We start from the raw sequence: 23,269 nt of genomic DNA, 5'->3' as shown, positions 1-23,269 counted from the left end.
AGCCTGGTTTTATGATTAAAATACTTGTTCTACTTCAACGACACCCGGTACTTCTTCAAGAAGGGCGCGTTCAATTCCGGCTTTCAGCGTAATCGTTGAACTTGGGCAGCTGCCGCATGCGCCAAGGAGGCGAAGCTTTACAATGCCTTCGTCTACATCAACAAGCTCACAGTCACCGCCGTCACGAAGCAGAAACGGACGTAATTTATCCAATACTTCCTGTACTTGCTCTTTCATTTCAACCTCAGTCATGAGATTCGCTCCTTTCATATACATAAAACCATTATATTCACAGTAACGGTAAAAATCTAATGTTTGGTTTGCAAAGCTGCTTTCTCCATTATAGCATATTTAAACTTGAACATAAAAACCGTTTTTTATACAAAAGCTGCCCCGTCCTTTGTATACTGGTGTAAAGGGGATGATATACATGACAAAGCCGGTTACGCTCAGTGTTTACGGCGCTGAAACGCTTTGCGCAAGCTGCGTGAATATGCCGAGCGCCAAAGATACGTTTGAATGGCTGGAGGCGGCGCTGAAACGGAAATACCCGGAGCAGCCTTTTAACATGCAGTATATTGATATTGACGCACCGCCTCAGCAAAAGGAGACAGAAGAGCTTGCGGAGCGCATCAAGAACGATGAATTTTTCTATCCGCTCGTGCTGGTGGAGGATGTCATTGTGGGGGAAGGGAATCCGCATTTAAAAGATATATATGAAGAAATGGAAAAGCGCGGCTATGTGGGAGGCTCTTAAAAATGGCCGCTGATCGCAATCAGCGGCTTTTTTCTTATCAGCCGTTATGATGCTTGTACATCCATAAAAGGCCTGATTTTAATAAACGGGGCACACGCCCGATGAGCGGACGGTCGTTGACAAGACCGAAGCCCGCTTTTTTTCCGAGTGAACCGAGGACGCCTTTCAGCTTAAATTGAGGCATTGTTTCCGGCAGGTCTTCATTGTTCCAGCGTTTCAGGAGGATCTGCACAATTTGTTCCGCCTGTGCCTCAGCCAGCTGGGCGCTCGGCGCATGCGGCAGGCTCGCGCAATCACCGACGACGTAAACATGCTCATCGCCCGGAAGGTTGTGATGCGGTGTTAAAACGATGCGGCCTTGCGGGTCTTTTTCAGCGTCCAGTTCTCTGACGGCTTTATTCGGCTGAATTCCCGCCGTCCACACGATGGCATCGGCCGGTATTCCTTCATCATGATTATAAACGATGCCGTCTTCCACTTTTGTAATATTCGCATTATTGATAATGGTGACGCCGTGTTCTTCAAACCATTTCTGAACGTACTTGCTGAGTCTTTTCGGAAAGCTTGATAAAATCAGGTCGCCCCGGTCAAATAACATAATCTTCAGGTCGTCACGGCTCTCTCTTAATTCACTGGCAAGCTCCACGCCGCTTAATCCCGCTCCGACGATAGCGACAGATGCATTGGCGCCGAGGTTGTTCAGCTTTTGATAGGCTTCGCGTGACTGATCAATGGTCTGAATGCTGTAAGTATGTTCCGGCGCGCCGGGCACGTTATGATACTTATCCTCGCAGCCCAGTCCGATCACCGCGTCATCGTAAGAAATCGGTTCGCGGTCATGAAACAGAACCTGTTTGTTTTTCGTGTCGACGGAAGCCACCTCACCGTATTGAACATCCAGATTCGGATGCTCAGGAAAAGACACCCTGATATGATGATCAGAAATCGTGCCGGCTGCGAGCGCATAATATTCTGTTTTTAAGCAGTGATACGGGTTTCTGTCAATCAGCGTGATGGATATATCTGACGGAAGCTGGTTCGGCAGTAAGCGGTGCAGCACCCTCATGTTTCCGTAACCCCCGCCGATCAAGACCAATTTTTTCATAATGATTCCCCTTTTGCCCGAAAAATATGGTAGTCAATGTTGTTACAAAATAACGAACTATGTAAAATAACATCTAGAATTATATCGAATTTGATCTAAAACCACAATAATAGTTTTAAAATAACCTACAAATTGACCAGAAAACACGTAATAGTAAAACCTTTAACCTGAATTAATATGTTACGATAACATTGAGCGTGAAACTGGATCTTTGACGAATAGAGGAAATTCCGTTAGGATAAGGTACATATGTGAGGTGAAACCGCATGAATCCGATGATTGAATTCTGTGTCAGCAATTTAGCGCGCGGTTCCCAGGAAGCACTTGAGATCTTAGAGAAGGATCCGAACTTGGACGTGCTTGAGTACGGCTGTTTAAGCTACTGCGGAAAATGCATGGAGTCCCTGTTCGCCTTGGTTAACGGCGAAGTGGTCACAGGGGGCACGCCTGCTGAATTGGTTGACAACATATATACATTCATAGAAGAAAATCCGATGTTTTAATCAGAGGCTCCGAACGGGGTCTCTTTTTTATTGCGCCCCGGGTTTTGGCAAAATAAAAAATTTGTAGACAGCAAAAATAAATATTGTTATCTTAATAAAGACTTTTTTTAAATAAAATTTTAGAGGTGGATTCATTGAATATCGTTTGGGGGCTGCTCGGGGCAGTTGCTATATTAGCCATTGCTTTTTTGTTATCAGAGAAGAAAAGCAAAATTAACCTGCGAACCGTCATTGTCGGTTTATGTTTACAAATGGCCTTCGGATTCATCGTATTAAAGTGGGACGCCGGCCGGGCCGTATTTTTATGGTTCTCAAGCCGTGTGCAGCTTCTCATTGATTATGCGAACGAAGGCATCAGCTTTATTTTTGGCCCGCTGTTAAAAGTGGGCAGCAGCCCGGCTTTCGCGCTGAGCGTTCTGCCGGTCATTATCTTTTTCTCAGCGCTGATTGCCGTTTTGTATCACTTGAAAATCATGCAGCTCATCTTTCGCGTTATCGGAGGCGGACTGTCAAAACTTCTTGGGACAAGCAGAACGGAATCGCTTGCGGCGGCTGCGAATATTTTTGTCGGACAGTCTGAATCACCGCTTGCCATTAAACCGCTGATTGCGGGATTGACCCGTTCCGAGCTGTTTACGATTATGACGAGCGGCCTTTCGGCTGTAGCGGGTTCGACGCTTTTCGGTTACGCCCTGTTAGGCATTCCGATCGAATACTTGCTGGCGGCCAGCTTTATGGCGGCTCCCGCCGGTCTCGTGTTCGGAAAAATGTTAATACCTGAAACAGAAAAAACGCAGACGATAAAAGGCGATTTTAATATGGACGAAGAAGGCGAAGGCGCCGCTAATGTGATTGATGCAGCGGCAAAAGGCGCGTCCACGGGCCTTCAGATTGCTCTGAATGTCGGCGCCATGCTTCTTGCGTTTGTCGCGCTCATCGCCGTAGTGAACGGAATTCTCGGCGGAATCGGCGGCTGGTTCGGTTTCAAACATATTACATTAGAATCCATTCTCGGTTACGTGTTTTCACCGATCGCATTTGTAATCGGCGTTCCTTGGCATGAAGCGCTTGGAGCGGGAAGCTATATCGGACAGAAACTTGTGCTGAATGAGTTTGTCGCTTATTCAAACTTCGGTCCGCATATTGCGGACTTTTCTAAAAAAACGTCTACGATTATCAGCTTTGCGCTGTGCGGATTTGCCAACTTCTCTTCGATTGCGATTATGCTCGGCACACTGGGCGGTTTGGCCCCAAGCCGCCGTTCGGACATTGCGCGCCTCGGATTAAGAGCGGTTATTGCGGGAACACTCGCAAACCTTCTCAGCGCGGCGATTGCCGGCATGTTTATTTAGTAAACGATAAAAGCTCCCTGCATATGCAGGGAGCTTTTATGTATGAAAAACGGGGGATATTTGTATTGTGTCCGAGGGGAAGAGCTTTTATACTAAGTAAAAGAAAAAAAGTTGGAGGCCGATATGAATTCATTCCGTTTTACCAAGATGCACGGTCTTGGAAACAGTTATATATATGTAAATCAATTTGAAGAACAGCTGCCGGAAGAACGGCTGGCTGAGATTGCCGTTAAAGTGTCCAGCATTCACACGGGCATCGGTTCTGACGGAATGATCCTCATCTGTCCGTCAGAAAAAGCGCCGGTCAAAATGCGGATTTTTAATAATGACGGCTCAGAAGGGAAAAATTGCGGCAACGGCCTTCGCTGTGTGGCAAAGTACGCATACGAACATAAGCTGACAGAAGAAACGTCCTTTTTCATTGAGACGCTTTCAGGCCTTGTGAAAGCAGATATTACGGAAGACAACGGGATTGTGCGTGAAGTCGCTGTCGATATGGGCGAACCGCGCCTCACCAAAAAAGAGCTGCCGATGCTCGGCAATGAAGATGAACGGACGATCGATGAAACCTTTGTTTTTGGAGAAACGGAGCTTTCCGGAACAGCCGTATCAATGGGAAATCCCCATATTGTTTTTCCGGTTGCGGATATCAATCAAGCGCCTCTTACAACGCTCGGTCCCGTCATTGAAAAAGACCCGAGATTTCCGGAAGGCGTCAATGTCGAATTTGTGGAAACCGTCAGCGCCGATGAACTTCATTTCCGCGTATGGGAACGCGGCTCCGGCATTACACAGGCTTGCGGAACGGGCGCCTGTGCGGCGGCTGTCGCATCCATATTGAACGGTGTTTCCGAACGAAACCGGGATATCACCGTTCATTTAGCGGGAGGCGATCTTGTGATTAATTGGCAGGACAACGGGCATGTGCTGATGACGGGACCCGCCGAAACCGTATGCAGCGGCGTCTATTATTTGTAAACAGCTCGTTTGAGAAATACGCTCCTCAAGGTTTATAATAGATATCAGCATCCGTTTTTAAAAAAGGAGGTCTACTTATGAGTGTTCCAGTAACCATCACTGAAGCAGCGGCTTTGCATATAAAAGATATGATGAAAGAGCATGAAGAAGAAAACGCGTTTCTCCGTGTGGGCGTAAAAGGCGGCGGCTGCAGCGGCCTGTCTTACGGAATGGGATTTGAGCACGAAAAAGGCGAAAAAGACAGCATGTTTGAACAGCACGGAATCACCGTTTTGGTCGACAGCGAAAGCCTTGATATTATGACCGGCACGATCATTGACTTCAAACAGTCCATGATGGGCGGCGGTTTCACCATTGACAACCCGAATGCCATCGCTTCCTGCGGCTGCGGATCTTCTTTCCGCACGGCCAAAAACGCCGGTACGCCGGAAGAGTGCTAAGGATCAGCCCGCCATTCTCAGGATGAAAAAATATGACGTCTTTCTTTTCGATGGCGCTTGCACCATTGTTAAGAAAGGCGTTTATCTGTTTAATAAAAGCCAAAACCCGCTCAATAGAAGCGGGTTTTGCTTTTTCAAAGATGTTATTCAATTGTATGTTTCATCGCATTGTACATATTTGCCGTATGTTCATCGGCTTTATCCCGTGACATGCGCAGCCGTTCCGCTGAAGAACCGTATCCGATTTCTAGTTTGCCCTCTTTCAGTCCTTTAAAAATCCCATCCGCGAATTCATCCAGCGGTTCTCCTTGAGTATGCAGCCCTGCTCCGCCTAAATCTGTATTCACAGCCGGAGGCGTAACTTCAATCACTTCTACAGATGAATCAGAAAGCTGATGTCTCAGACTCATTGTAAATGAATGAAGCGCCGCTTTCGTTGCTGAATAGATCGGTGCAATGGCAAGCGGTGTAAAAGCCAATCCCGAAGAGACGTTAATGACAGCCGCATCTCCTTTTCCGGCAAAAAACGGAGCGAACAGCATAGACAGGTGGAAGGGAGCTTCAATGTTCGTTGTGATTTCTTTATTAAAATAGTCCCAATTGTCCTTCGCATCCGCTTTCAGCACATGAAAACGTTGTTGAATCCCCGCGTTGTTTACTAACACATTCACTTCCGGATAATTTTCTTTCACCCAATCAAACAGTGATATACGTTCAGATGGAATGCTCAAATCACTGACATAGGTAATAAGATCCGGGAATATTTCCTTTGCTTTTTGAAGAGCGTGCTCACGCCGTCCGGTCACGATGACTTTATTTTCCGCTTTTAAAAAACGTTCTGCGAAAGCCAATCCTATTCCGGCATTTCCGCCTGTAATCAGTATTGTATTTCCCGTCAGTTTCATATTAACTCCTCTTTTCCGATTGTTTTTACTTCAACAAACTTACGTCTCTTGAACAGAGCTTTTGATATAAGCCTTTGTCATTGACGACATTTCATCCAGTACTGACCGCTTGTGTCTCCTCATCATGTCAAGCCGGAGTTTAATAGGACTCTCTCCTTCAATTACCCAATCAATATATTGCTTAAAGCCTTTGATGGTCATGCGGGTATTTTTTAAACAAATCACGATTTCAAGGAGCGGCATTTGATCTGCTGAAAATAACCGCCGGCTGGCTTCATCACGTTAAATCAGCGGCAGCAGTCCCTTTTTTTCATAATAACGTAACGTTGATTCTGTCATATTACACTTTGCTGCTGCTTCACGAATTGAACAATATGTCTTCGAAAGACCTCCAACAGTATTCTTTCCTTGTCACTGGGTGATGATACGACTTAAACCATGTTTTAAGTCAATAAAAAAAATGTGATGAATTCAGACATATGTCACAAAAGGAAATGGGCAGATTTTCAATAGGTTTAGGAGTGACGGCCTTCACAAAAATCCTCAAATCAACGGTTCAAATCATACTATTTGCAAATTCGGAAAAAAATAAAGGGTATATAGCATCAAAAAATATGAAAGATTTGCTCTTAGTCAACACGTTCTAAAGTCATATTTTTCGAAAGGATATTGATTTTTTGATAGGAATAAACTAAATTGTAAAAGTATAGAATAGTTAATTTATTTTGTAAGAAAAGGATGATAATATGATAGGTCAATTGAGCAATAAAAAAATATTTTTAAGTTCTTTTTTCATCATTTTGATCTGTTCATTACTCTTCCAATTCAGTATTTCAGATAAAGTTTTGCAGTCATATTATTCTTCCGTCGGAGAAAGTACCTACGATATCGGGGAGAAAAGTGTTCGTACGATTGTCATATTTCTGCAAGGGTTTATGATCTTCACAACTTTTGTGGAAATTCTGATAGGCGGATTTCTATTATTCGTTGCTGCTTTTATTCTCGGTACAAAAAAACCGAAAAAAATATATTTGCTTCTATATACGCTGACTTCTTTAATCTCGGCATTTAAAATGTTGATTCTTTCAGTTGTTAACTACTTAACGGCTGATTCCTCGCTTATATATTCTGCCGGCGGCACCAGCTTGAGTCTGCAGCTGCTGGATCCATTTCTGCTCATATCAATTGCGGCTCTTTATGCTGCCGCAGGAAAACTGACCGATCTCAGTAAAGGCAAGAGAATCATTTTGACTGGATGTTTTGTTTTATTAAAACTCTTTACTATTTTCTTTAATTATTTTATGGCGGATAAAATTTAGCTCGGGAGAGAGTCAATTAAGCTGAATTTTATTATAAATTAAAAAAACAGAGTAGGGAGATGTTATGATGAACTTAGTAAAATCTAATAAAAAGTCTTTCATTTTGTTTGGCGCGGCTCTTGCTGCAGCAACATTGGTTTATGCACTATTATTAACGGGAACTGAATTAAACGTGGCGGCGGCTCATGCATTCTCAGCCAATGCTGAATTAGCTTCGACTCTGGGCATCTCTACAGCAGCAGCTAAAAAAGCAATTGATATTATTGATGCGGCATCAACAATTGCTTCTATCATTTCTCTCATCGGTATCGTTACAGGCGCAGGCGCGATTTCTTATGCAATCGTTGCAACAGCAAAAACAATGATTAAGAAATACGGCAAAAAATACGCAGCTGCTTGGTAAAATCGACCAATAAATAATTGCTCTTTTTGTACAAGCTGCAAAAAGAGCCTCTCTCCCAAATACATATGTAAGGATTGAAAGTATGATAGTCAAACAAATTGCGGCTCTTATCAAATATAATACCCTGTCATCGTTTCGAAAAAGAAAGGAAGATTGGGGCATTCCTCAACTCAACAGCAAACTGCTGTCTGCCATTATTATTTCTCTGTTATGTTTATATCTCGTTTTCCTGGGATGCGGTGTTGTATTCGGGACAAAACTGATTCAGCTGCCCCTCAGCGCATGGGGGCAATTTGTTTTAATCGCCGTTTCACTTGAGCAGCTTTTTTGGGCTGCCGGCTTCTTTAAAGAACATCACAATGCCTTTCTGCTGGATACGCGCAAGGTCATTCATCAATTAAAAAAGGTGCGTTTTTTACAGCTGTTTTCTGTTTTTGCCGGCCAGGCGATCAAAAAAACCATTTTCGTATGGTATCTTTTTGTTTTTCCGGTCTTTTTGTTTTTATCAAGCGCAGGCATGACCGGGTCTGCGGCGATCATCGTATTTTTCTTGGGCTTCGTTTATTTTCTTCTCAATTTATTTTTATCTATGCTGTTTTCTTATGTTGTTTATCTTCTTACAAATATATGGAGCAAATTGTTTTACTTGAAAATCCTGAAAGGCATTTTATTCAGCGTCAGCCTGCTGGTTCCGCTTGCAGTCGGGTATGCCGTTTATCTTCTCGTGTTTGGGGAGTATACCGCAAAGGATATTTCAAGCTTTACGGAGTCACCGGCTTTCCGGAACATCCTCATGAATACGCCGTATGTATGGTTAGCATTCCGCTCACATTCCGTGCTCGTTTTCGCTGCGGTGTTTGCGGCCGCCGTCCTTTTAACGGCGGGGATGTTTAAACTGTGGTCGGCCACGCTGAAGAAAATGGACCTTATTCCTTATATGTTTTTGACAAACGCTGATTTTGCGCCAAAGCTGAAATTATATAGAAATAACAAAATATTTCATGCCGTTTTTCAAAAGGATCTGCTGTTTTTATCGAGAATTGACGGGTTTTTTATCAGGAACTTCGGCAGTATGCTGTATTTGTTCATGCTGTTTTTAGGTTTTTGTATTCCGCTTCTATCGCATCACTTTATCGGGTATTCGGCAGCCGCCATCGTGTCTGCGGCGGTTATCATTGCGAACTTTTCGTATCAGCTCGTCGGAGATGCGCTCAAAACAGTATTATCAGTTGACGGGGAAATAAAAAATCAGCATCTGTTTCACCGGAATATCAAACATGCGTGGCAGCTGGTGTTTCCGAAAGTATGTATTTATAATCTCGCCGCTCTTATCTATTCGTTCATCATCACCATTTTGATTACGGTGTTTTTTCCGTCTTCCGCGGCGCTGACGATTTACTTGTTTATTGTGTTTTTATGTTCGGGTTTTTTATACAGTCTTGTCCAGATTTCAAGCACCGCCCTGTATCCTAAGAAAAACTGGGAGCATCTGTACGAAATTGGAGAAGCGGGGAAAGCAAAGACGTATAACAACTTATACAGTTCTTTCATTTTCATTGTGTCGCTTCAAATCGCTGCGATCACGTCCTATTTTATCTATAAAAAGCCGGAACTTGAAACGATGCTTATTCATTCTGCATCAGGTATTTTTGTCCTGTTCACACTATTAAACTATGGAGTCATGTTTCTGTTTCTTCGCAGAATCAATATGGCGGAAAGGTTTGCGAACAATGATTAAATTAGTGAATATACAAAAAAACTATAGTGAAAAACAGGTATTGAAAGATATTTCGTTTGAGGTGAAAAAAGGCTCAATCTATGCTTTGCTGGGGACTAATGGAGTCGGGAAAACAACGACTTTGAAAATCATTACGGGCCTGCTTAAACCGACTTCAGGCCGCGTCATGATTGACGGCAAGGAACTGGATTCAGAAGAGGGGGGGCAAATATCGGCTGATATCGGTTTTGTGCCCGACCATGCCTTTTTGTATGATTATTTAACGGGAGTCGAATACTTGCGCTTTACAGCGGAGATGTTTCAAGTGCCGTCTCAGCGGACAAATGATTATATAAAGAATATGTTGGAGACGCTGAAGCTTTCTCAAGACGGAAATCAGCTGATTAAAACATATTCACATGGAATGAAACAAAAATTATCAATTGCGGCAGCGCTCATTCATCAGCCAAAGATATTAATTCTTGACGAGCCGCTGACGGGCATTGATTTAATCAGCGGTAAAACGATACGGACGTTATTAAAGGAGTACGTCAAGCAGGGAAATACGGTCCTGTTATCGACTCACCTGCTGGAGCTGGCGCATTCGCTGTGCGATACGATCGGTATTATACATGAAGGCGTTTTTGCGGCGGAGTATCAGTCATCCGAGCATTCATTAGAAGAGATTGAAGAATTGGCTGAGCGTATCTATACATGATGAACCGCATGTTGCCGGCAATCAGAACGTCCGCCATTCCGTTAATCGCGTCAGTGCTGTTTTTTTCAGGCGGTGTGGTCGCTGCGTTTTTTTCCGATCACTTTGTTTCATCAGCGGCTTACAACGGCTCGTCAGGCGCGGTTGAACTGCTGAAAAACAATGCAATCGCTTGTCTGTTTTTAGCCGCGGGTTTTTTTACCTTTGGGTTGACCTCAATCTTTTATTTATTCACCAACGGGTTTATTTTAAGCGGCTCTATTATAGAAAATCTGCATAGCGGGGTTCCTTTTTATCAGATTTTTTTACTGCTAATTCCTCATGGTATATTTGAAGTTCCTGCGTTATTATTAAGTGGCGCCATTGGTTTTAAGGGCGTTGAATTGGTCATCAGGCTGTGTTTTTCTAAGGAAAAAAAGATAATGGCTTCAATGTTCAGGCATATTGGAATATTGGTGCTGCTTATTATTTGTCTGCTGATCGCCGCTGCCGTTATTGAAGCTTACATCACACCAATTTTTAAGTAAAAGGGGCAGAAATCATATGAGAAGTAAATTATCATTAATCGGTGTGCCGATTGTTATGATTATCGGTTATATCATTTCTTTATCCTTTGAGTGGCTGTTTCCTGTTCTTACTTTTGGGGTGGCAGGACTATATCTCTTTATATTTGCTCCGGTGCAAAATAAATTCATTCGTTACATCTTTTTGTTTATTTTTATGATTAATCTGTTAGCCAGTGCGGCTCTTTATTTCGGTATTTAATAAAAAAATGACATTCAATATGAATGTCATTTTTTTTATCTTCGAGCGGCTCTGCTGCGTGTTAAAATCTGTCGCCGTTGAAAATAGAGTTTTTTACGATTACATAGTCGACATTACGGATGGCTTCGAGTGTATTGCCGCCGGCGTAAGAGATGGAAGATTGCAGATCCTGCTCCATTTCAACCAGCGTGTCCTGCAAAGACCCTTTATGTTCGACATGCATTTTTTTGCCCTCGACGTTTTTCTTTTCGCCTTTTTGAAATTCAGAAGCGGAGCCGAAATATTCTTTGTACAGCTTTCCGTCGATTTCGATCGTTTGTCCCGGTGATTCTTCGTGGCCGGCGAATAATGATCCGATCATGACCATAGACGCGCCGAATCGGATGGATTTCGCGATATCGCCGTGCGTGCGGATGCCGCCGTCAGCAATGATCGGTTTGCTCGCCGCTTTTGCGCACCAGCGAAGCGCGGCTAATTGCCACCCGCCGGTTCCGAAGCCGGTTTTAATTTTTGTGATGCAGACTTTTCCGGGGCCGATTCCCACTTTTGTCGCGTCAGCGCCCGCGCGTTCCAGCTCCCTTACGGCTTCAGGCGTCCCGACATTCCCTGCGATGACAAAGCTTTCCGGGACATGTTCTTTAATAAATTGAATCATGCTGATCACGGCATTGGAATGGCCGTGCGCGATATCAATGGTAATATAATCCGGCACCAGCTCCTGTTCTTTCAGCTCCCGGATAAATTCATAGTCATTTTCCTTCACGCCGACACTGATGGAAGAAATCAGTCCGCGCGCTTTCATATCCCGGACAAAAGCCAGGCGTTTTTCCGGCTCGAAGCGGTGCATGATATAAAAATACCCGTTTTCCGCGAGCCAGGCCGCGATGTTTTCATCTATAATCGTCTGCATGTTGGCCGGTACGACCGGAAGTTTAAACGTGTGTCCTCCCAACGTAACTGATGTATCACATTCAGATCGGCTTTCAACAATGCATTTTGCAGGAATCAGCTGAATATCTTCGTAATCAAATACATTTTCCATATATAACACCCCTAAAAGCGAATAATATAATTAAATAAAATTAAAATGTTCGTCTTTTTATAATGTACTTTGTTTTGTCAGGAATGTCAAATGATTTCATGCTGCCTCATATGCGGTCAGCTTGTCATCCATTTGCAGTTTGGTTATCATAGTAGTATTGGTTGTTGTAAGACATTTGTTACGATAGATAGATTTGCAGAAGAAGGGAGGGGCCGGTATGGAACAAAAACAGCCCGGGCACAGCCCGAAAGCCCAGAAAATTCAGGACCGGATTATTTTAGGCACGATTTGGGTCGTGTCAGCGCTTGTCATTGCGCTCGTTGTCGGAACCGTCATGAATTATATTTGGATGTTTAAATAAAAAAGAGTCTGTGCCGGTATGACACAGACTCTTTTTTATATTATTTTTCAAACATGCTTGTAGAATGCAGTGGCTGGACGCGCGCTTTCGGGTCCATGTAAGCCTTCGCGTTGTTCACGGCTGTCGGAGCTTCGCCGAAACCGCTGGCGATCAGCTTGACTTTGCCTTCATATGTGCAGATATCTCCGGCGGCAAAGAAGCCTTCAATATTCGTTTCCATCGTGCTTTTGACGACGATGGAATTTTTCTCGATGTCAAGGCCCCAGTTTTTAATCGGGCCGAGAGAAGAAACAAAGCCGTAGTTTACGATCAGGTCATCAATTTCAATGATTTCTTTACGGTCGCCTTTCACTTCTTCGAGAACGAGCTGTTCGATCCGGTCTTCACCGACAAGTTCAGCGGGAACAAACGGTGTCAGCACGTTGACTTTAGAATTATGCAGGTTTTCGACACTGTGCTCATGCGCGCGGAATTTATCACGGCGGTGGATGATGCTGACTTCTTTAGCAATCGGCTCAAGCATGAGCGCCCAGTCAACAGCGGAATCGCCGCCGCCCAGAACGGCAACGCGTCTGCCTGCGAATTGATTGAGGTCGTCAATGAAGTAGTGCAGGTTTTTGCTTTCATATTGTTCCGCTGATTCCAGCTCAAGCTTTCTCGGCTTAAATGCGCCGTTTCCCGCGGTGATAATGACCGTTTTTGAATAATGCGTTTCTGAATTCGTGACAAGCTTAAACACACCGTCCGCCTGTTTTTCAACAGATTCGACGGCCTGCTCTAAGCAGATGGTCTGATCGAACTTTGCCATTTGCTCTTTTAAGTTGTTCACAAGTTCCTGGGCGCGGATTTTCGGGAATCCGGCTACATCATAAATATATTTTTCAGGGTACAGCGCGCTGAGCTGGCCGCCAAGCTGAGGCAGGCTCTCGATGATTTTGACGCTCGCCTGTCTCATTCCCCCGTAAAAAGCGGTAAACAGGCCGACCGGGCCGCCGCCGATGACCGTAATATCATAAACCTTTGAATCCTCTTGCATACCAAATTGCCTCCTAATTGAAAATTGTTATTAATTATAACATAGAATTTGAAAGGATGACGAGTGCCGAAAACCGCCCGGCCGCTTCATTCTTGAAAAAAATTGCGGCCGCCGCTAAGATGGGGACAAATTCCAATCTGTTTTTTCCTGAATGTTTTCCGATTCTTCCGGATAGTATGGTGATATGCAGACATGTGCGGTTTTCTAAAAAATTTTATATTTCATTTCATAAAATCCCGCCAATAAGCTGAAGCTAATACAAATGTTGATTTGATTATGCGTCTAACAGCAAAAAAAAGAAGGTGGATGTGATGGCATTGAATAAACCCAAAATCGTGGTTTTAGGTGCAGGTTATGGTGGATTAATGACAGTAACAAGGCTTCCGAAGCATATCGGGGCAAATGACGCCGACATTACTTTGGTCAATAAACACAATTATCATTATGAAACGACATGGATGCATGAAGCGAGCGCAGGAACGCTGCATCATGACCGCTGCAGATATCAAATAAAAGATGTAATCAATGAATCACGGGTCAAATTTGTGCAGGATACCGTAAAAGCGATAGATGTGCAAAATAAAAAGGTGACGCTTTCACAAGGGGACATCCCTTATGATTATCTCGTCATCGGGCTTGGCGCCGTCCCTGAAACATTCGGGATTAAAGGCTTAAAAGAATTCGCTTTTCCGATCGCGAATATTAATACGTCGCGCCAGCTGAAAGACCATATTGAGCTCCAATTTGCGACATACAATACGGAGGCCGAAAAACGCCCTGACCGCTTAACCATCGTTGTCGGCGGAGCGGGCTTTACGGGAATTGAATTTCTCGGTGAACTTGCGAACCGCAAGCCGGAGTTATGCAGATATTATGATATAGATGAAAGTCTCGTCCGGATCGTCTGTGTCGAGGCCGCCCCGACGGTTTTGCCGGGATTTGATCCGGAGCTTGTCGATTACGCCGTTCAATACCTTGAGAGCAAAGGCGTTGAATTTAAAATCGGCACCGCGGTTCAAGAATGCCGTGCAGACGGTGTCACAGTTGGCAAGAAAGATGAAGAGCCGGAAGAAATCAAATCGCAGACCGTTGTCTGGGCCGCGGGCGTGCGCGGACATCCGATCGTGGAGGAAGCGGGTTTTGAAAATATGCGCGGCCGTGTCAAGGTCAACCCTGATCTTCGGGCGCCGGGACATGATGACGTTTTTATTCTCGGCGACAGCTCGCTCTTTATCAATGAAGAGACGGAACGGCCGTACCCGCCGACTGCTCAGATCGCGATGCAGCAAGGAGAAACGGTCGCCAAAAATCTGGGCGGTTTGATTAAAGGAGGCCAGCTTGAAGAGTTCAAGCCTGACATTAAAGGAACCGTCGCCTCCCTCGGTGAGCATAACGCTGTCGGAGTCGTATACGGCAGGAAGCTCAAAGGCATGCCGGCGTCCTTTATGAAAAAGGTCATTGATAACCGCTCGCTCTTTATGATCGGCGGGCTGGGCCTGACGCTGAAAAAAGGGAAGTTTAAATTCTTCTGAAAACCCGCAGCCGCGGGTTTTCTCTTCTTTTAAAAAAGAGCGCTATAAAAAGCATGTAAAAGAAAAAAATGAATGTTTCCGCTTACATGAGTTGTTATGTTACATATTCTGACTTGTTGCTTGACAAGTAAATATGATATATTATCAGAAAATTAAGAAAAAGGGTGGTCCGCATGAAAACGACAGCAAAAAGCACGGCGGCGTGTCCGTTCTGCTCAGGTAAAGGGTATTTTCAATTGCTTCTTGGCGGCTCCGAAACATGTCCCTCCTGCCAGGGAAGCGGCAAAGAGAGACGCTGATTTTTCCAGACGTTGACTTTTTTACCGCCCCCGAGGTACACTGAAAGTGCTGTAGGGGGTGGATGTTTGTGATTAGTTTGCCGGTTGTCCTGATCTCAATCGTACTATTTTTTGTACTGTTTTTCGGCATAGGCTTTCTGTTGAACATGCTGCTTAGAATGTCGTGGATTATGGCTGTTGTCTATCCGATTGTATGCCTTTTCATTATCAGCAATAAAAAGATGATCAGTTACGTGCAGGCGCCGGGGGAATCCTTTCAAAGCCTGTTTCAGCGCATCATGTCATTAGCGGTTGCGGATGTCGTGATTTTGGCGGGCGGACTGGCGGGAGCCATCATGTCAGGCATTGCCATAAAGGCGCTCAGAAAAAGAGGATATCAAATGTTTTAAGCCGCTTTCTTATTCAAGAAAGCTTTTTTGTGTCGCGGCGCTTTTTGTATAGCACCTCACCGAGTTGGGAACAATGACTCGGAGGAGAGTGATTTCAGATTGACGATAATCAGACGCGTATTCATGATCGTGCTCTTTTTGGGCGCATGCCATGCGACATACTTTTCCATAACCGGTGTTGAAGCAAAGGATCTGACAAATTGGATGACGGAACATCGCGGCGCCGTTTTGAAAAACATCGGCACTCCGTTTCAATCCTTACAGAATCAGCCGGAAAAGAAGGCATCAGGCAGGGTAAAGCCGCTGGAAGAAGCTTTTGACTGGGAGCGCTATCCGTCACAAAAGGTGACGGCCACCGGTTATACCGCCGGAGCGGAATCTACCGGAAAATCTCCGGGTCATCCGCAGTACGGAATTACATATTCGGGCGTGAAGGTCAAACGCGATTTATATTCAACTGTTGCGGCCGATCCGTCTGTTTTCCCGATCGGGACGATTCTGTTTATACCGAATTACGGTTACGGGGTTGTCGCCGATACCGGCTCAAAAATTAAAGGCAGCCGCCTTGACCTCTACTTTGACACCGTCAAGGACGTCTATAACAATTGGGGCAAAAAAACACTTGAAGTCTACATTATTAAAAAAGGGAACGGCACAGTGACTGAGGACGAACTTGTAAAGCTGAACGAAACAAAGTCGCTGCAAGTGTTCAGAAATCAATACAAAACGGTAAAAGAATAAAAACGCTTCAGCATCCGCTGAAGCGTTTTTACATAAAGAAATAATCTAAAATCAATGTCAGCACAATACCGGTGACGCCGCCGAAGAACACTTCAATCGGCTGATGGCCGAGCAGTTCTTTCAGTTTCTTTTGTTTTTCTTTCTCTTCCGCTTTCTGAAAGTCCTTCGCTTCGCTGACAAACCGATTAAAGTCGATGACCAGTTTATTAATGACTGTCGCCTGTTCACCCGCATGCCGCCTGACACCTGTAGCATCGAACATCGTAATGACGGCGAAAATCGCGGCGACTGCAAACAGGGGCGAGTCCAGTCCCTGTTCCAAAGCGATTCCGGTTGACAGCGCGGTGACGGCGGCGGAATGGGAGCTCGGCATGCCGCCGGTGCTCGTCACAAGAGACCAGTCAAGTTTTTTGGATACGATAAATTGAATAGGCACTTTTACAACTTGGGCAAAAATAATGGCGGCAAAACTCGCCAGTAAAGGAAAATTCATAAGTACATCCATATGCGACATCCTTTCTGTATCTGCTGATTCCGATCGTATCGAAAAACTGCAGAAAACGCCCTTAGTTTGGTAAAATAAAATCAATGAAAAATGTTTTTTCATTATACCACTTTACATAACAAATACCCACATAAGGAGTGTGTACTCATGTTTTATGCATCTGATCAACTGCGGCATCCCGAAACACTGGTCATCGGTCTTTTTCAAAAAAGCACGCTGAACGGATTTACGAAGGAATTGGATGATAAATTGGACGGTCATCTGACCCAGCTGTTAAAGGATGGTGATGTGTCCGCCAAACGCAATCGTGTATCAAAAGTATACCCTCCGGCTGCGACCGGTATGAAACGTATTTATTTTATCGGCCTGGGAAGAGAAGCGGATTATTCGTTTGAAGATACGAAAGAATGCTTTGCACGAGTATTTCAGCAGATTCATCAAGATAAAAAACAGGAAGTATCCGTGTTGCTCGATACATTCGTCTCCGGGGAAGTGCCTGCCGCCGATGCAGCTCATGCGCTTTCGGAAAGCTGTCTGCTTGCGGTTTACGAAGTGCAGGATTATAAACATAAATCGAATGAGCCGGATCAGGAACTGAAATCAGTCTGCGCCGTGACCGAAGAAGACCTGAGGGAAGTGCAGGCCGGCCTGAACGTCGGCGCGGCATACGGCCAAGGGACGAATTCAGCCCGCACGCTTGTGAATATGCCGGGTAATATGCTGACGGCCACTGATTTGGCGTCATATGCCGCTGAGCTTGCGGCAAAATACGATTTCGAGTGTGAAATTTTAGAAAAAGATGAAATGGAAGAGCTCGGCATGGGCGGGCTGCTTGCTGTTAACAAAGGCTCATCCGAACCGCCGAAAATGATCGTTCTGAAGTATCAGGGCAAAGATCAGTGGGAAGACGTCATCGGCCTGGTCGGTAAAGGAATTACCTTTGATACGGGCGGATATTCAATTAAGCCGAAAACCGGCATCGTCGGCATGAAAAGCGATATGGGAGGGGCCGCCTCGGTATTGGGCGCAATGGAAATTATCGGCGAACTCCGGCCTGAACAAAACGTGCTCGCCGTCATACCGTCTACGGACAACATGATTTCGTCCGATGCTATGAAGCCTGATGACGTCATCGTCTCGCTCAGCGGAAAAACCATTGAGATCCTGAACACCGATGCGGAAGGGCGTCTCGTGCTTGCCGACGGCATCACATACGCCAAGCAGCACGGAGCCTCTGTCCTTGTAGACGTCGCAACGTTAACGGGCGGTGTCATTGTCGCCTTAGGGAACGAAATGACGGGCGCCATGACCAATCACGCCGCGTTTTATGAACAAGTGGCGGAATCGGCGAAAGAATCCGGCGAGCCGATCTGGCAGCTTCCGATTACAGAAAAGGATAAAAAACGGGTGAGAAACAGTCAGATGGCTGATTTGAACAATTCCCCGGGAAGAGAAGGCCACGCGATTATGGCGGGGACATTCCTTGGTGAATTCGCGGAAAACACGCCGTGGGTTCATCTCGATATTGCGGGAACCGCGACGGCGAATAAAGCGACATGCTTCGGCCCTGCCGGCGCAACAGGCGTCATGGCAAGGATGTTGGCTGTTTTGACTGAGCGGTTTACGCCCGAAAGATAACAGCATCCCGCTGCCTTGATGCAGCGGGTTTTTTGATTTCCAAAATCTTTAGTTGACTAAAGCGCAGAATGTATGTTAACTTTAATTATCTACTACATTAGCAAACTAAAGGATTTTTGGAGGGACTCATCAATGAATGCTGTTGTTGTCGCAGTATTGCTTATGCTCGTCTTAAGCCTGCTGCGTGTCAATATTATTATAGCTTTAATGATCGGCGCGCTTGCCGGCGGGCTGACCGGCGGCTTAGGCCTCGGAGAGACGGTGAAGGCTTTTACGGACGGTCTCGGCGGAAATGCCACCGTCGCGGTCAGCTACGCGCTGCTCGGAGCATTTGCCGCGGCGCTGACGAAGACGGGGCTTCCCGATGCAATGGTGGAAGCGTCTGTCAAACTAATCGGAAAAAAGGAAGATTCGCGGAAAAAAGCACTGTCAAAAGTGTTAATCGTACTGGTTATTTTAATCATATCCTGTTTCTCGCAAAACGTGGTGCCCGTTCACATTGCGTTTATTCCTGTATTGATTCCGCCGCTTTTAAAAATATTTAACGAACTTGAAATAGACCGCAGACTGATCGCGTGTGTGATGACATTCGGACTGACTGCGCCGTATATCGTTCTGCCTGTCGGATTCGGACAGATTTTCCAAGGGATGCTGAGAGATAATATGGCGTCAGCCGGTTTAAAGGTGCCGCTCAGTGATATCCCGTATGCTTTAATCATCCCGACGGCCGGGATGGTAGTCGGATTAATTTTATCCGTCATCGTCTTCCGGAAACCGAAGAAATATGAGACGAAGGAGATTGCCGGACTGTCGTCTTCTCCTTATACGAAAAAAAGCATTGCCATCGCCCTGATCTCCATTGCCGTGTCGCTTGCCGTTCAGCTCTATCTGTCACAAGTGCTCGGAGTGGAAGGTATGATCATGGGCGCGCTTGCCGGTTTGTTTACGCTGTTTATCAGCGGAGTCATGAAGCGCAATGAAGCGGATAAGCTGATCACGGACGGCATGATTCTGATGGCTTTTATCGGGTTTGTCATGCTTGTTGCGGCCGGTTTTTCAAATGTATTGAACAAAACGGGCGATGTGGCTTCCTTGGTCAAAGCATCAACAGGCTTTATCGGTCACAGTCAATCATTAGGCGCGCTCCTGATGCTGGTGGTCGGTTTATTAATCACGATGGGAATCGGATCATCATTTGCAACCGTACCCGTCATTACGACCATATTTGTCCCGCTGTGCGCTCAGCTCGGATTCAGCCCGATGGCGACGATCGCCGTAATCGGAGCGGCCGCCGCGGTCGGTGATGCGGGTTCTCCTGCAAGTGACAGTACGCTCGGGCCGACGTCAGGCCTCAGCGCTGACGGACAGCACCACCACATTTGGGATACGTGCGTACCGACATTTATTTTCTATAACATTCCGCTTGTGATATTCGGGTGGATTGCCGCGCTTGTTCTGTAAAAAAGGCTCCCGGAAAGGGGAGCCTTTTTGTATGCTGAGAACATCTTACGCCGGATTTCTGCTGAACCCCGTCGCTTTATGAATAGACCTGTATACGGCAGGCGCGATAGATGCCAATAACAGTGCTAAAATGATATCTTTTATGAAAAACCATATCATGTAAAACCAGGCCATTCCGTAGCTGATCGGAGCATGAAGCCATAATTTCAGCGCAATATACGTATAGGACGTGCCAATGATATAAATGACGGCGGTACCGATCAAAGAGGCCCATGCATAATGCAGGCGGCCGGGTTTTTTTGTTTTTTCCAGCAGCCATCCGGCTGCAAATGCCGCCGGAATGTAAGCGAGAATAAATCCGCCGCTCTTTCCGATAAACGGCGCAAAGCCTGCTGAGAATTGAGCGAAAACAGGCGCCCCCGCGAGTCCGGCCAATGCGTATACCGTCATTGCAATGGCTGCCCGTCTGGCGCCGAGAAGCATCGCGGCTAACAGACAAAAGAAAGGCTGCAGCGATAACGGAATTCCCGCAACTTGCAAAAAAGGAGCCATTGATGTAATGTTGGCGCCGACGGCCATCAGGGCGGCAAACATGCCGATAAGCGCCATATCGCCCGCGCGAAGGTTGCGTTGTTTCATTTGTTTTTCCCCCTTACACTTGTACCAGATTAGCGTAATCGAAGGGTGATTGATTGTCAACAAAGATTTAATACAGGTTTACTAAATGGAGGGAGCCATATGTTTTTCGGGAAAACGAAACAAACAAAACAGTCGGAACGGATTCCGCCAAATCAAAATGTCACAACGAAGTTTCCCGTGCTTCACGCCGGAAATGTTCCTTATTATGAAGATATGTCAAAATGGAATCTGCAAGTGTACGGGCTTGTTGACCGTCCTATGCTGTTAAGCTTTGAAGATATCAAAGCCTTTCCGGAAGCCGAAGTGAAAAATGATATTCATTGCGTCACGGGCTGGTCCCGTCTTGATAATATCTGGCAGGGAATACGCGCCAAAGACATCGCTGAGAAAGCGGGTGTGCACAAAGAAGCGGGATTCGTCATTCTGCACGCTGAAGAGGGCTGGACGGCCAACCTGCCGCTTTCTGATTTTACGCGGGAAACATCCCTGCTGGCATATGCGCATAACGGCGAGCCGTTAACGCCAGAGCACGGCTATCCGCTCAGAGGCGTTTTCCCCCATCTTTATTTCTGGAAAAGCGCAAAATGGCTGCGCGGCATTCAGTTCACAAAGGAAAACCACCCCGGCTTTTGGGAGAAAAACGGCTACCATATGAGGGGAGATCCATGGAAGAATGAGCGCTTTACATGGGATTAAGCCCCTATCCCTACATAGTTCTTAGGTACCTTATTGAAATAAGGTGCTTTTTTCATATCAAAAATCCATTGACTTTGTTTGGCAAAAAACCTATTATTTGAGGTGTCTTTTGATATTGAAAATCATTATCAATAAGGATAGATAAAGCAATTGCCACAAAGGGGTTGAACACATAATGGACGGAAAACAACAAATAAACCGGGGGTTCGCGCCGGCCGGCCGATACGCGGTTCCGGGCACAGAAGTAAGAGAAATGCGCTCAAAAGGAGGCCGTGAGTATCGTATCTTTGTCTCTTTTCCTCAGGAAGAACCGCCTGCATCCGGCTTCCCCGTCATATACCTGCTCGATGCGAATTCCGTGTTCGGCACAATGGCCGAAGCTTTGCGGGTACAAAGCCGACGGCCTGAAAAAACAGGCGTTGTTCCGGCGGTGATTGTCGGAATCGGCTACCCGACAGATCAGCCGTTTTCCGCCGAACGGCACAGTGATTTTACGATGCCGCTTTCTGAATCAGAATTGCCGGTGCATCCGCGCGGCGCGGCATGGCCCGAACAGGGAGGGGCGGAAGCGTTTCTGGAGTTTATAGAAGAAGAAGTAAAGCCCGCGATGGAGCGGGATTATCCGATCGACAGAGACAGGCAGACGATTTTCGGCCATTCGCTGGGCGGTCTTTTTGTGCTGCAAGTGCTTTTGACGAGGCCGGACATGTTCCAGACCTATGTTGCGGGAAGTCCGTCAATTCATTGGAACAAGCGTTTTATTCAGGAAAATGCGGAACGTTTGTCAGACCGGCTCTCTGCGGAAAATCTTCAAGTCAGCGTATTGCTGGCTGCGGGAGAAATTGAAAAAACACATAAAAGCAGAATCCCGGAGCACGCAGAGGCGCTGTACGCTTTATTATCCGGATTTGAAGATGATGGAGTCCGCGCTGAATACAGCGAGTTTGAAGGAGAGGGCCATATTTCTGTCCTGCCCGTTTTAATCAGCAGAGCCCTGCGTTTCTGCCTGAATCCGGGAGGGCCGCATACCCCGTATTCTCCCGCATGAGAAAAAACAGGCCCTTCGAACTAAATGCGGCTGATTCTAATTTTCTAATTGACTGCGTGTTTTGATTTGGATATGATTGTCTTGAATCATAATTGATAATGATAATCATTATCAATATAGAAAGGGAATGATAATATGGACGCATTGGGAATGAAAGGGAAAACAGCCGTTGTCACCGGCGCCGCTCAAGGCATCGGGGAAGCAACAGCGCTTGCCCTTGCTGAACAAGGCGTAAATGTGGCAGCTATAGATACAAATGAAGACCTGCTTCCCGGGCTTACTGACAGACTCCGGCAAAAAGGCGTGCAGGCGCAGGGGTTTGCCGCAGATGTATCTGACAGTGCGGCTGTCAATGATATCATCGCTGCCGTTGAACGTGACATGGGGCCTATTGAAATATTGGCGAACGTTGCGGGCGTGCTGCGGCCGGGTCCGGTGCAATCCCTCAGTGATGAAGATTGGGATCAAACATTTTCTGTTAATACGACCGGCGTATTTCATGTATCGCGGGCTGTCAGCCGGTACATGATGGAGCGTCAAAAAGGCGCCATCGTTACGGTCGGTTCGAATGCAGCCGGCGTTCCGCGTGCTTCCATGGCGGCTTATGCGGCGTCAAAAGCGGCTGCCGCCATGTTTACGAAATGCCTCGGACTGGAGCTTGCGGCCTATCATATCCGCTGCAACATCGTATCTCCCGGTTCAACGGAAACCGACATGCAGCGTGCGCTGTGGCGGGATGAAAACGGAGCACAGGACGTTATCAGAGGTTCGCTTGATACATATAAAACGGGAATTCCGCTTCAAAAGCTGGCAAAGCCTTCTGATATTGCAAATGCCGTTTTGTTTCTGGCCTCTGAACAGGCAAGCCATATCACGATGCATGATTTATGCGTGGATGGCGGCGCTACTTTAGGCGTTTGATG

29 protein-coding genes are annotated in these 23,269 nt (G+C 46.0%); 21 read left to right on the top strand and 8 right to left on the bottom strand.

What is annotated here, in order from left to right; genetic code table 11:
- Positions 1 to 15: 15 nt before the first annotated feature.
- Positions 16 to 351 (bottom strand): NifU family protein, encoded by a 336-nt coding sequence (locus tag VP472_RS15620; RefSeq protein WP_169510385.1) that lies wholly within the window; start codon positions 349 to 351, stop codon positions 16 to 18.
- Positions 352 to 430: 79 nt separating this feature from the next.
- On the opposite strand from VP472_RS15620, the gene VP472_RS15615 reads away from it, so the two are divergent.
- Positions 431 to 757, top strand: coding sequence for a YuzD family protein (locus VP472_RS15615; RefSeq protein ID WP_070082309.1), 327 nt, complete (start codon positions 431 to 433; stop codon positions 755 to 757).
- A gap of 37 nt (positions 758 to 794) precedes the next feature.
- Here VP472_RS15615 and VP472_RS15610 read toward each other — a convergent pair whose 3' ends face one another.
- A complete protein-coding gene (locus VP472_RS15610) occupies positions 795 to 1,862 on the bottom strand; it encodes an NAD(P)/FAD-dependent oxidoreductase (RefSeq protein ID WP_025650199.1) in 1,068 nt (355 codons plus the stop codon).
- 266 nt (positions 1,863 to 2,128) lie between these two features.
- Between VP472_RS15610 and VP472_RS15605 the strand changes: the two genes are divergently transcribed.
- From VP472_RS15605 to VP472_RS15590, 4 genes are all read left to right on the top strand, one after another.
- Positions 2,129 to 2,365 (top strand): YuzB family protein, encoded by a 237-nt coding sequence (locus tag VP472_RS15605; protein ID WP_007408721.1) that lies wholly within the window; start codon positions 2,129 to 2,131, stop codon positions 2,363 to 2,365.
- A gap of 134 nt (positions 2,366 to 2,499) precedes the next feature.
- On the top strand, positions 2,500 to 3,717 hold the full coding sequence (locus tag VP472_RS15600) for a NupC/NupG family nucleoside CNT transporter (protein ID WP_024085753.1): 1,218 nt from the start codon (positions 2,500 to 2,502) through the stop codon (positions 3,715 to 3,717).
- A gap of 123 nt (positions 3,718 to 3,840) precedes the next feature.
- Positions 3,841 to 4,695 carry a diaminopimelate epimerase gene (gene dapF, locus VP472_RS15595; RefSeq protein ID WP_146275430.1) on the top strand — a complete coding sequence of 285 codons (855 nt, stop codon included), beginning with the start codon at positions 3,841 to 3,843 and terminating at the stop codon, positions 4,693 to 4,695.
- Positions 4,696 to 4,772: 77 nt separating this feature from the next.
- Entirely contained in the window at positions 4,773 to 5,135 is a 363-nt protein-coding gene (locus tag VP472_RS15590; RefSeq protein WP_003151967.1) for a HesB/IscA family protein, read from the top strand.
- A gap of 143 nt (positions 5,136 to 5,278) precedes the next feature.
- Here the strand turns inward: VP472_RS15590 and VP472_RS15585 are convergent, their stop codons facing one another.
- Positions 5,279 to 6,040, bottom strand: a complete 762-nt coding sequence (locus VP472_RS15585) for an SDR family oxidoreductase (protein ID WP_146275428.1) — start codon at positions 6,038 to 6,040, stop codon at positions 5,279 to 5,281.
- Positions 6,041 to 6,322: 282 nt separating this feature from the next.
- Complete coding sequence (locus tag VP472_RS15580; RefSeq protein WP_146277412.1) at positions 6,323 to 6,406, bottom strand: MerR family DNA-binding transcriptional regulator; 84 nt, start codon at positions 6,404 to 6,406, stop codon at positions 6,323 to 6,325.
- A 380-nt stretch (positions 6,407 to 6,786) separates the two neighbouring features.
- On the opposite strand from VP472_RS15580, the gene VP472_RS15575 reads away from it, so the two are divergent.
- The 6 genes from VP472_RS15575 to VP472_RS15550 all read left to right on the top strand — a co-directional run bounded on the left by VP472_RS15575 (position 6,787) and on the right by VP472_RS15550 (position 10,959).
- On the top strand, positions 6,787 to 7,359 hold the full coding sequence (locus tag VP472_RS15575; protein WP_146275425.1) for a hypothetical protein: 573 nt from the start codon (positions 6,787 to 6,789) through the stop codon (positions 7,357 to 7,359).
- 67 nt (positions 7,360 to 7,426) lie between these two features.
- Positions 7,427 to 7,762, top strand: coding sequence for an uberolysin/carnocyclin family circular bacteriocin (locus VP472_RS15570; RefSeq protein ID WP_003151973.1), 336 nt, complete (start codon positions 7,427 to 7,429; stop codon positions 7,760 to 7,762).
- Between the two features lie 82 nt (positions 7,763 to 7,844).
- Positions 7,845 to 9,500, top strand: coding sequence for a hypothetical protein (locus VP472_RS15565; protein ID WP_003151974.1), 1,656 nt, complete (start codon positions 7,845 to 7,847; stop codon positions 9,498 to 9,500).
- On the top strand, positions 9,493 to 10,197 hold the full coding sequence (locus tag VP472_RS15560; RefSeq protein WP_146275423.1) for an ABC transporter ATP-binding protein: 705 nt from the start codon (positions 9,493 to 9,495) through the stop codon (positions 10,195 to 10,197). Before VP472_RS15565 ends, VP472_RS15560 begins: the two co-directional genes overlap by 8 nt.
- The gene (locus VP472_RS15555) at positions 10,194 to 10,721 is read left to right on the top strand and encodes a stage II sporulation protein M (RefSeq protein WP_146275421.1); all 528 of its coding nucleotides are present in this window, start codon (positions 10,194 to 10,196) and stop codon (positions 10,719 to 10,721) included. The genes VP472_RS15560 and VP472_RS15555 overlap by 4 nt, the downstream gene beginning before the upstream one ends.
- Positions 10,722 to 10,737: 16 nt before the next feature.
- Complete coding sequence (locus tag VP472_RS15550) at positions 10,738 to 10,959, top strand: DUF5970 family protein (protein WP_146275419.1); 222 nt, start codon at positions 10,738 to 10,740, stop codon at positions 10,957 to 10,959.
- A gap of 61 nt (positions 10,960 to 11,020) precedes the next feature.
- Here the strand turns inward: VP472_RS15550 and guaC are convergent, their stop codons facing one another.
- Entirely contained in the window at positions 11,021 to 12,001 is a 981-nt protein-coding gene (guaC, locus tag VP472_RS15545) for a GMP reductase (protein WP_031378398.1), read from the bottom strand.
- 217 nt (positions 12,002 to 12,218) lie between these two features.
- Here guaC and VP472_RS15540 point away from each other — a divergent pair, with 217 nt between their 5' ends.
- Entirely contained in the window at positions 12,219 to 12,362 is a 144-nt protein-coding gene (locus VP472_RS15540; protein ID WP_003151982.1) for a hypothetical protein, read from the top strand.
- Positions 12,363 to 12,402: 40 nt separating this feature from the next.
- Here VP472_RS15540 and yumC read toward each other — a convergent pair whose 3' ends face one another.
- Entirely contained in the window at positions 12,403 to 13,398 is a 996-nt protein-coding gene (yumC, locus tag VP472_RS15535) for a ferredoxin--NADP reductase 2 (protein ID WP_031378399.1), read from the bottom strand.
- Between the two features lie 311 nt (positions 13,399 to 13,709).
- On the opposite strand from yumC, the gene VP472_RS15530 reads away from it, so the two are divergent.
- The 4 genes from VP472_RS15530 to VP472_RS15515 all read left to right on the top strand — a co-directional run bounded on the left by VP472_RS15530 (position 13,710) and on the right by VP472_RS15515 (position 16,359).
- The gene (locus VP472_RS15530) at positions 13,710 to 14,930 is read left to right on the top strand and encodes an NAD(P)/FAD-dependent oxidoreductase (RefSeq protein WP_007408709.1); all 1,221 of its coding nucleotides are present in this window, start codon (positions 13,710 to 13,712) and stop codon (positions 14,928 to 14,930) included.
- 173 nt (positions 14,931 to 15,103) lie between these two features.
- On the top strand, positions 15,104 to 15,229 hold the full coding sequence (locus tag VP472_RS15525; RefSeq protein WP_007408708.1) for a YuiA family protein: 126 nt from the start codon (positions 15,104 to 15,106) through the stop codon (positions 15,227 to 15,229).
- A gap of 68 nt (positions 15,230 to 15,297) precedes the next feature.
- Complete coding sequence (locus tag VP472_RS15520; RefSeq protein ID WP_003151989.1) at positions 15,298 to 15,618, top strand: YuiB family protein; 321 nt, start codon at positions 15,298 to 15,300, stop codon at positions 15,616 to 15,618.
- A 99-nt stretch (positions 15,619 to 15,717) separates the two neighbouring features.
- Positions 15,718 to 16,359 (top strand): 3D domain-containing protein, encoded by a 642-nt coding sequence (locus VP472_RS15515; RefSeq protein ID WP_003151990.1) that lies wholly within the window; start codon positions 15,718 to 15,720, stop codon positions 16,357 to 16,359.
- Positions 16,360 to 16,387: 28 nt separating this feature from the next.
- On the opposite strand, the gene VP472_RS15510 is transcribed toward VP472_RS15515, so the two are convergent.
- A complete protein-coding gene (locus tag VP472_RS15510; RefSeq protein ID WP_003151991.1) occupies positions 16,388 to 16,864 on the bottom strand; it encodes a divergent PAP2 family protein in 477 nt (158 codons plus the stop codon).
- A 147-nt stretch (positions 16,865 to 17,011) separates the two neighbouring features.
- On the opposite strand from VP472_RS15510, the gene VP472_RS15505 reads away from it, so the two are divergent.
- Both VP472_RS15505 and VP472_RS15500 read left to right on the top strand, forming a co-directional pair.
- Complete coding sequence (locus VP472_RS15505) at positions 17,012 to 18,502, top strand: leucyl aminopeptidase (protein WP_146275417.1); 1,491 nt, start codon at positions 17,012 to 17,014, stop codon at positions 18,500 to 18,502.
- Between the two features lie 132 nt (positions 18,503 to 18,634).
- The gene (locus tag VP472_RS15500) at positions 18,635 to 19,963 is read left to right on the top strand and encodes a Na+/H+ antiporter NhaC family protein (protein WP_003151993.1); all 1,329 of its coding nucleotides are present in this window, start codon (positions 18,635 to 18,637) and stop codon (positions 19,961 to 19,963) included.
- Between the two features lie 45 nt (positions 19,964 to 20,008).
- Here VP472_RS15500 and VP472_RS15495 read toward each other — a convergent pair whose 3' ends face one another.
- Positions 20,009 to 20,602: a biotin transporter BioY gene (locus tag VP472_RS15495; protein WP_017419438.1), complete on the bottom strand. Its 594-nt coding sequence runs from the start codon at positions 20,600 to 20,602 to the stop codon at positions 20,009 to 20,011.
- 99 nt (positions 20,603 to 20,701) lie between these two features.
- On the opposite strand from VP472_RS15495, the gene VP472_RS15490 reads away from it, so the two are divergent.
- From VP472_RS15490 to VP472_RS15480, 3 genes are all read left to right on the top strand, one after another.
- Positions 20,702 to 21,298, top strand: a complete 597-nt coding sequence (locus VP472_RS15490; protein ID WP_012118333.1) for a sulfite oxidase-like oxidoreductase — start codon at positions 20,702 to 20,704, stop codon at positions 21,296 to 21,298.
- A gap of 175 nt (positions 21,299 to 21,473) precedes the next feature.
- Positions 21,474 to 22,346 (top strand): alpha/beta hydrolase, encoded by an 873-nt coding sequence (locus VP472_RS15485; RefSeq protein ID WP_070082299.1) that lies wholly within the window; start codon positions 21,474 to 21,476, stop codon positions 22,344 to 22,346.
- A gap of 135 nt (positions 22,347 to 22,481) precedes the next feature.
- Entirely contained in the window at positions 22,482 to 23,267 is a 786-nt protein-coding gene (locus VP472_RS15480; protein WP_077722775.1) for a 2,3-dihydro-2,3-dihydroxybenzoate dehydrogenase, read from the top strand.
- Positions 23,268 to 23,269 lie beyond the last annotated feature (2 nt).

Source organism: Bacillus sp. MT(2024) (genome assembly GCF_036362845.1).
GTDB classification, from domain to species: Bacteria; Bacillota; Bacilli; order Bacillales; family Bacillaceae; genus Bacillus; species Bacillus velezensis.
This window is presented reverse-complemented; position numbering and strand designations above follow the sequence as displayed.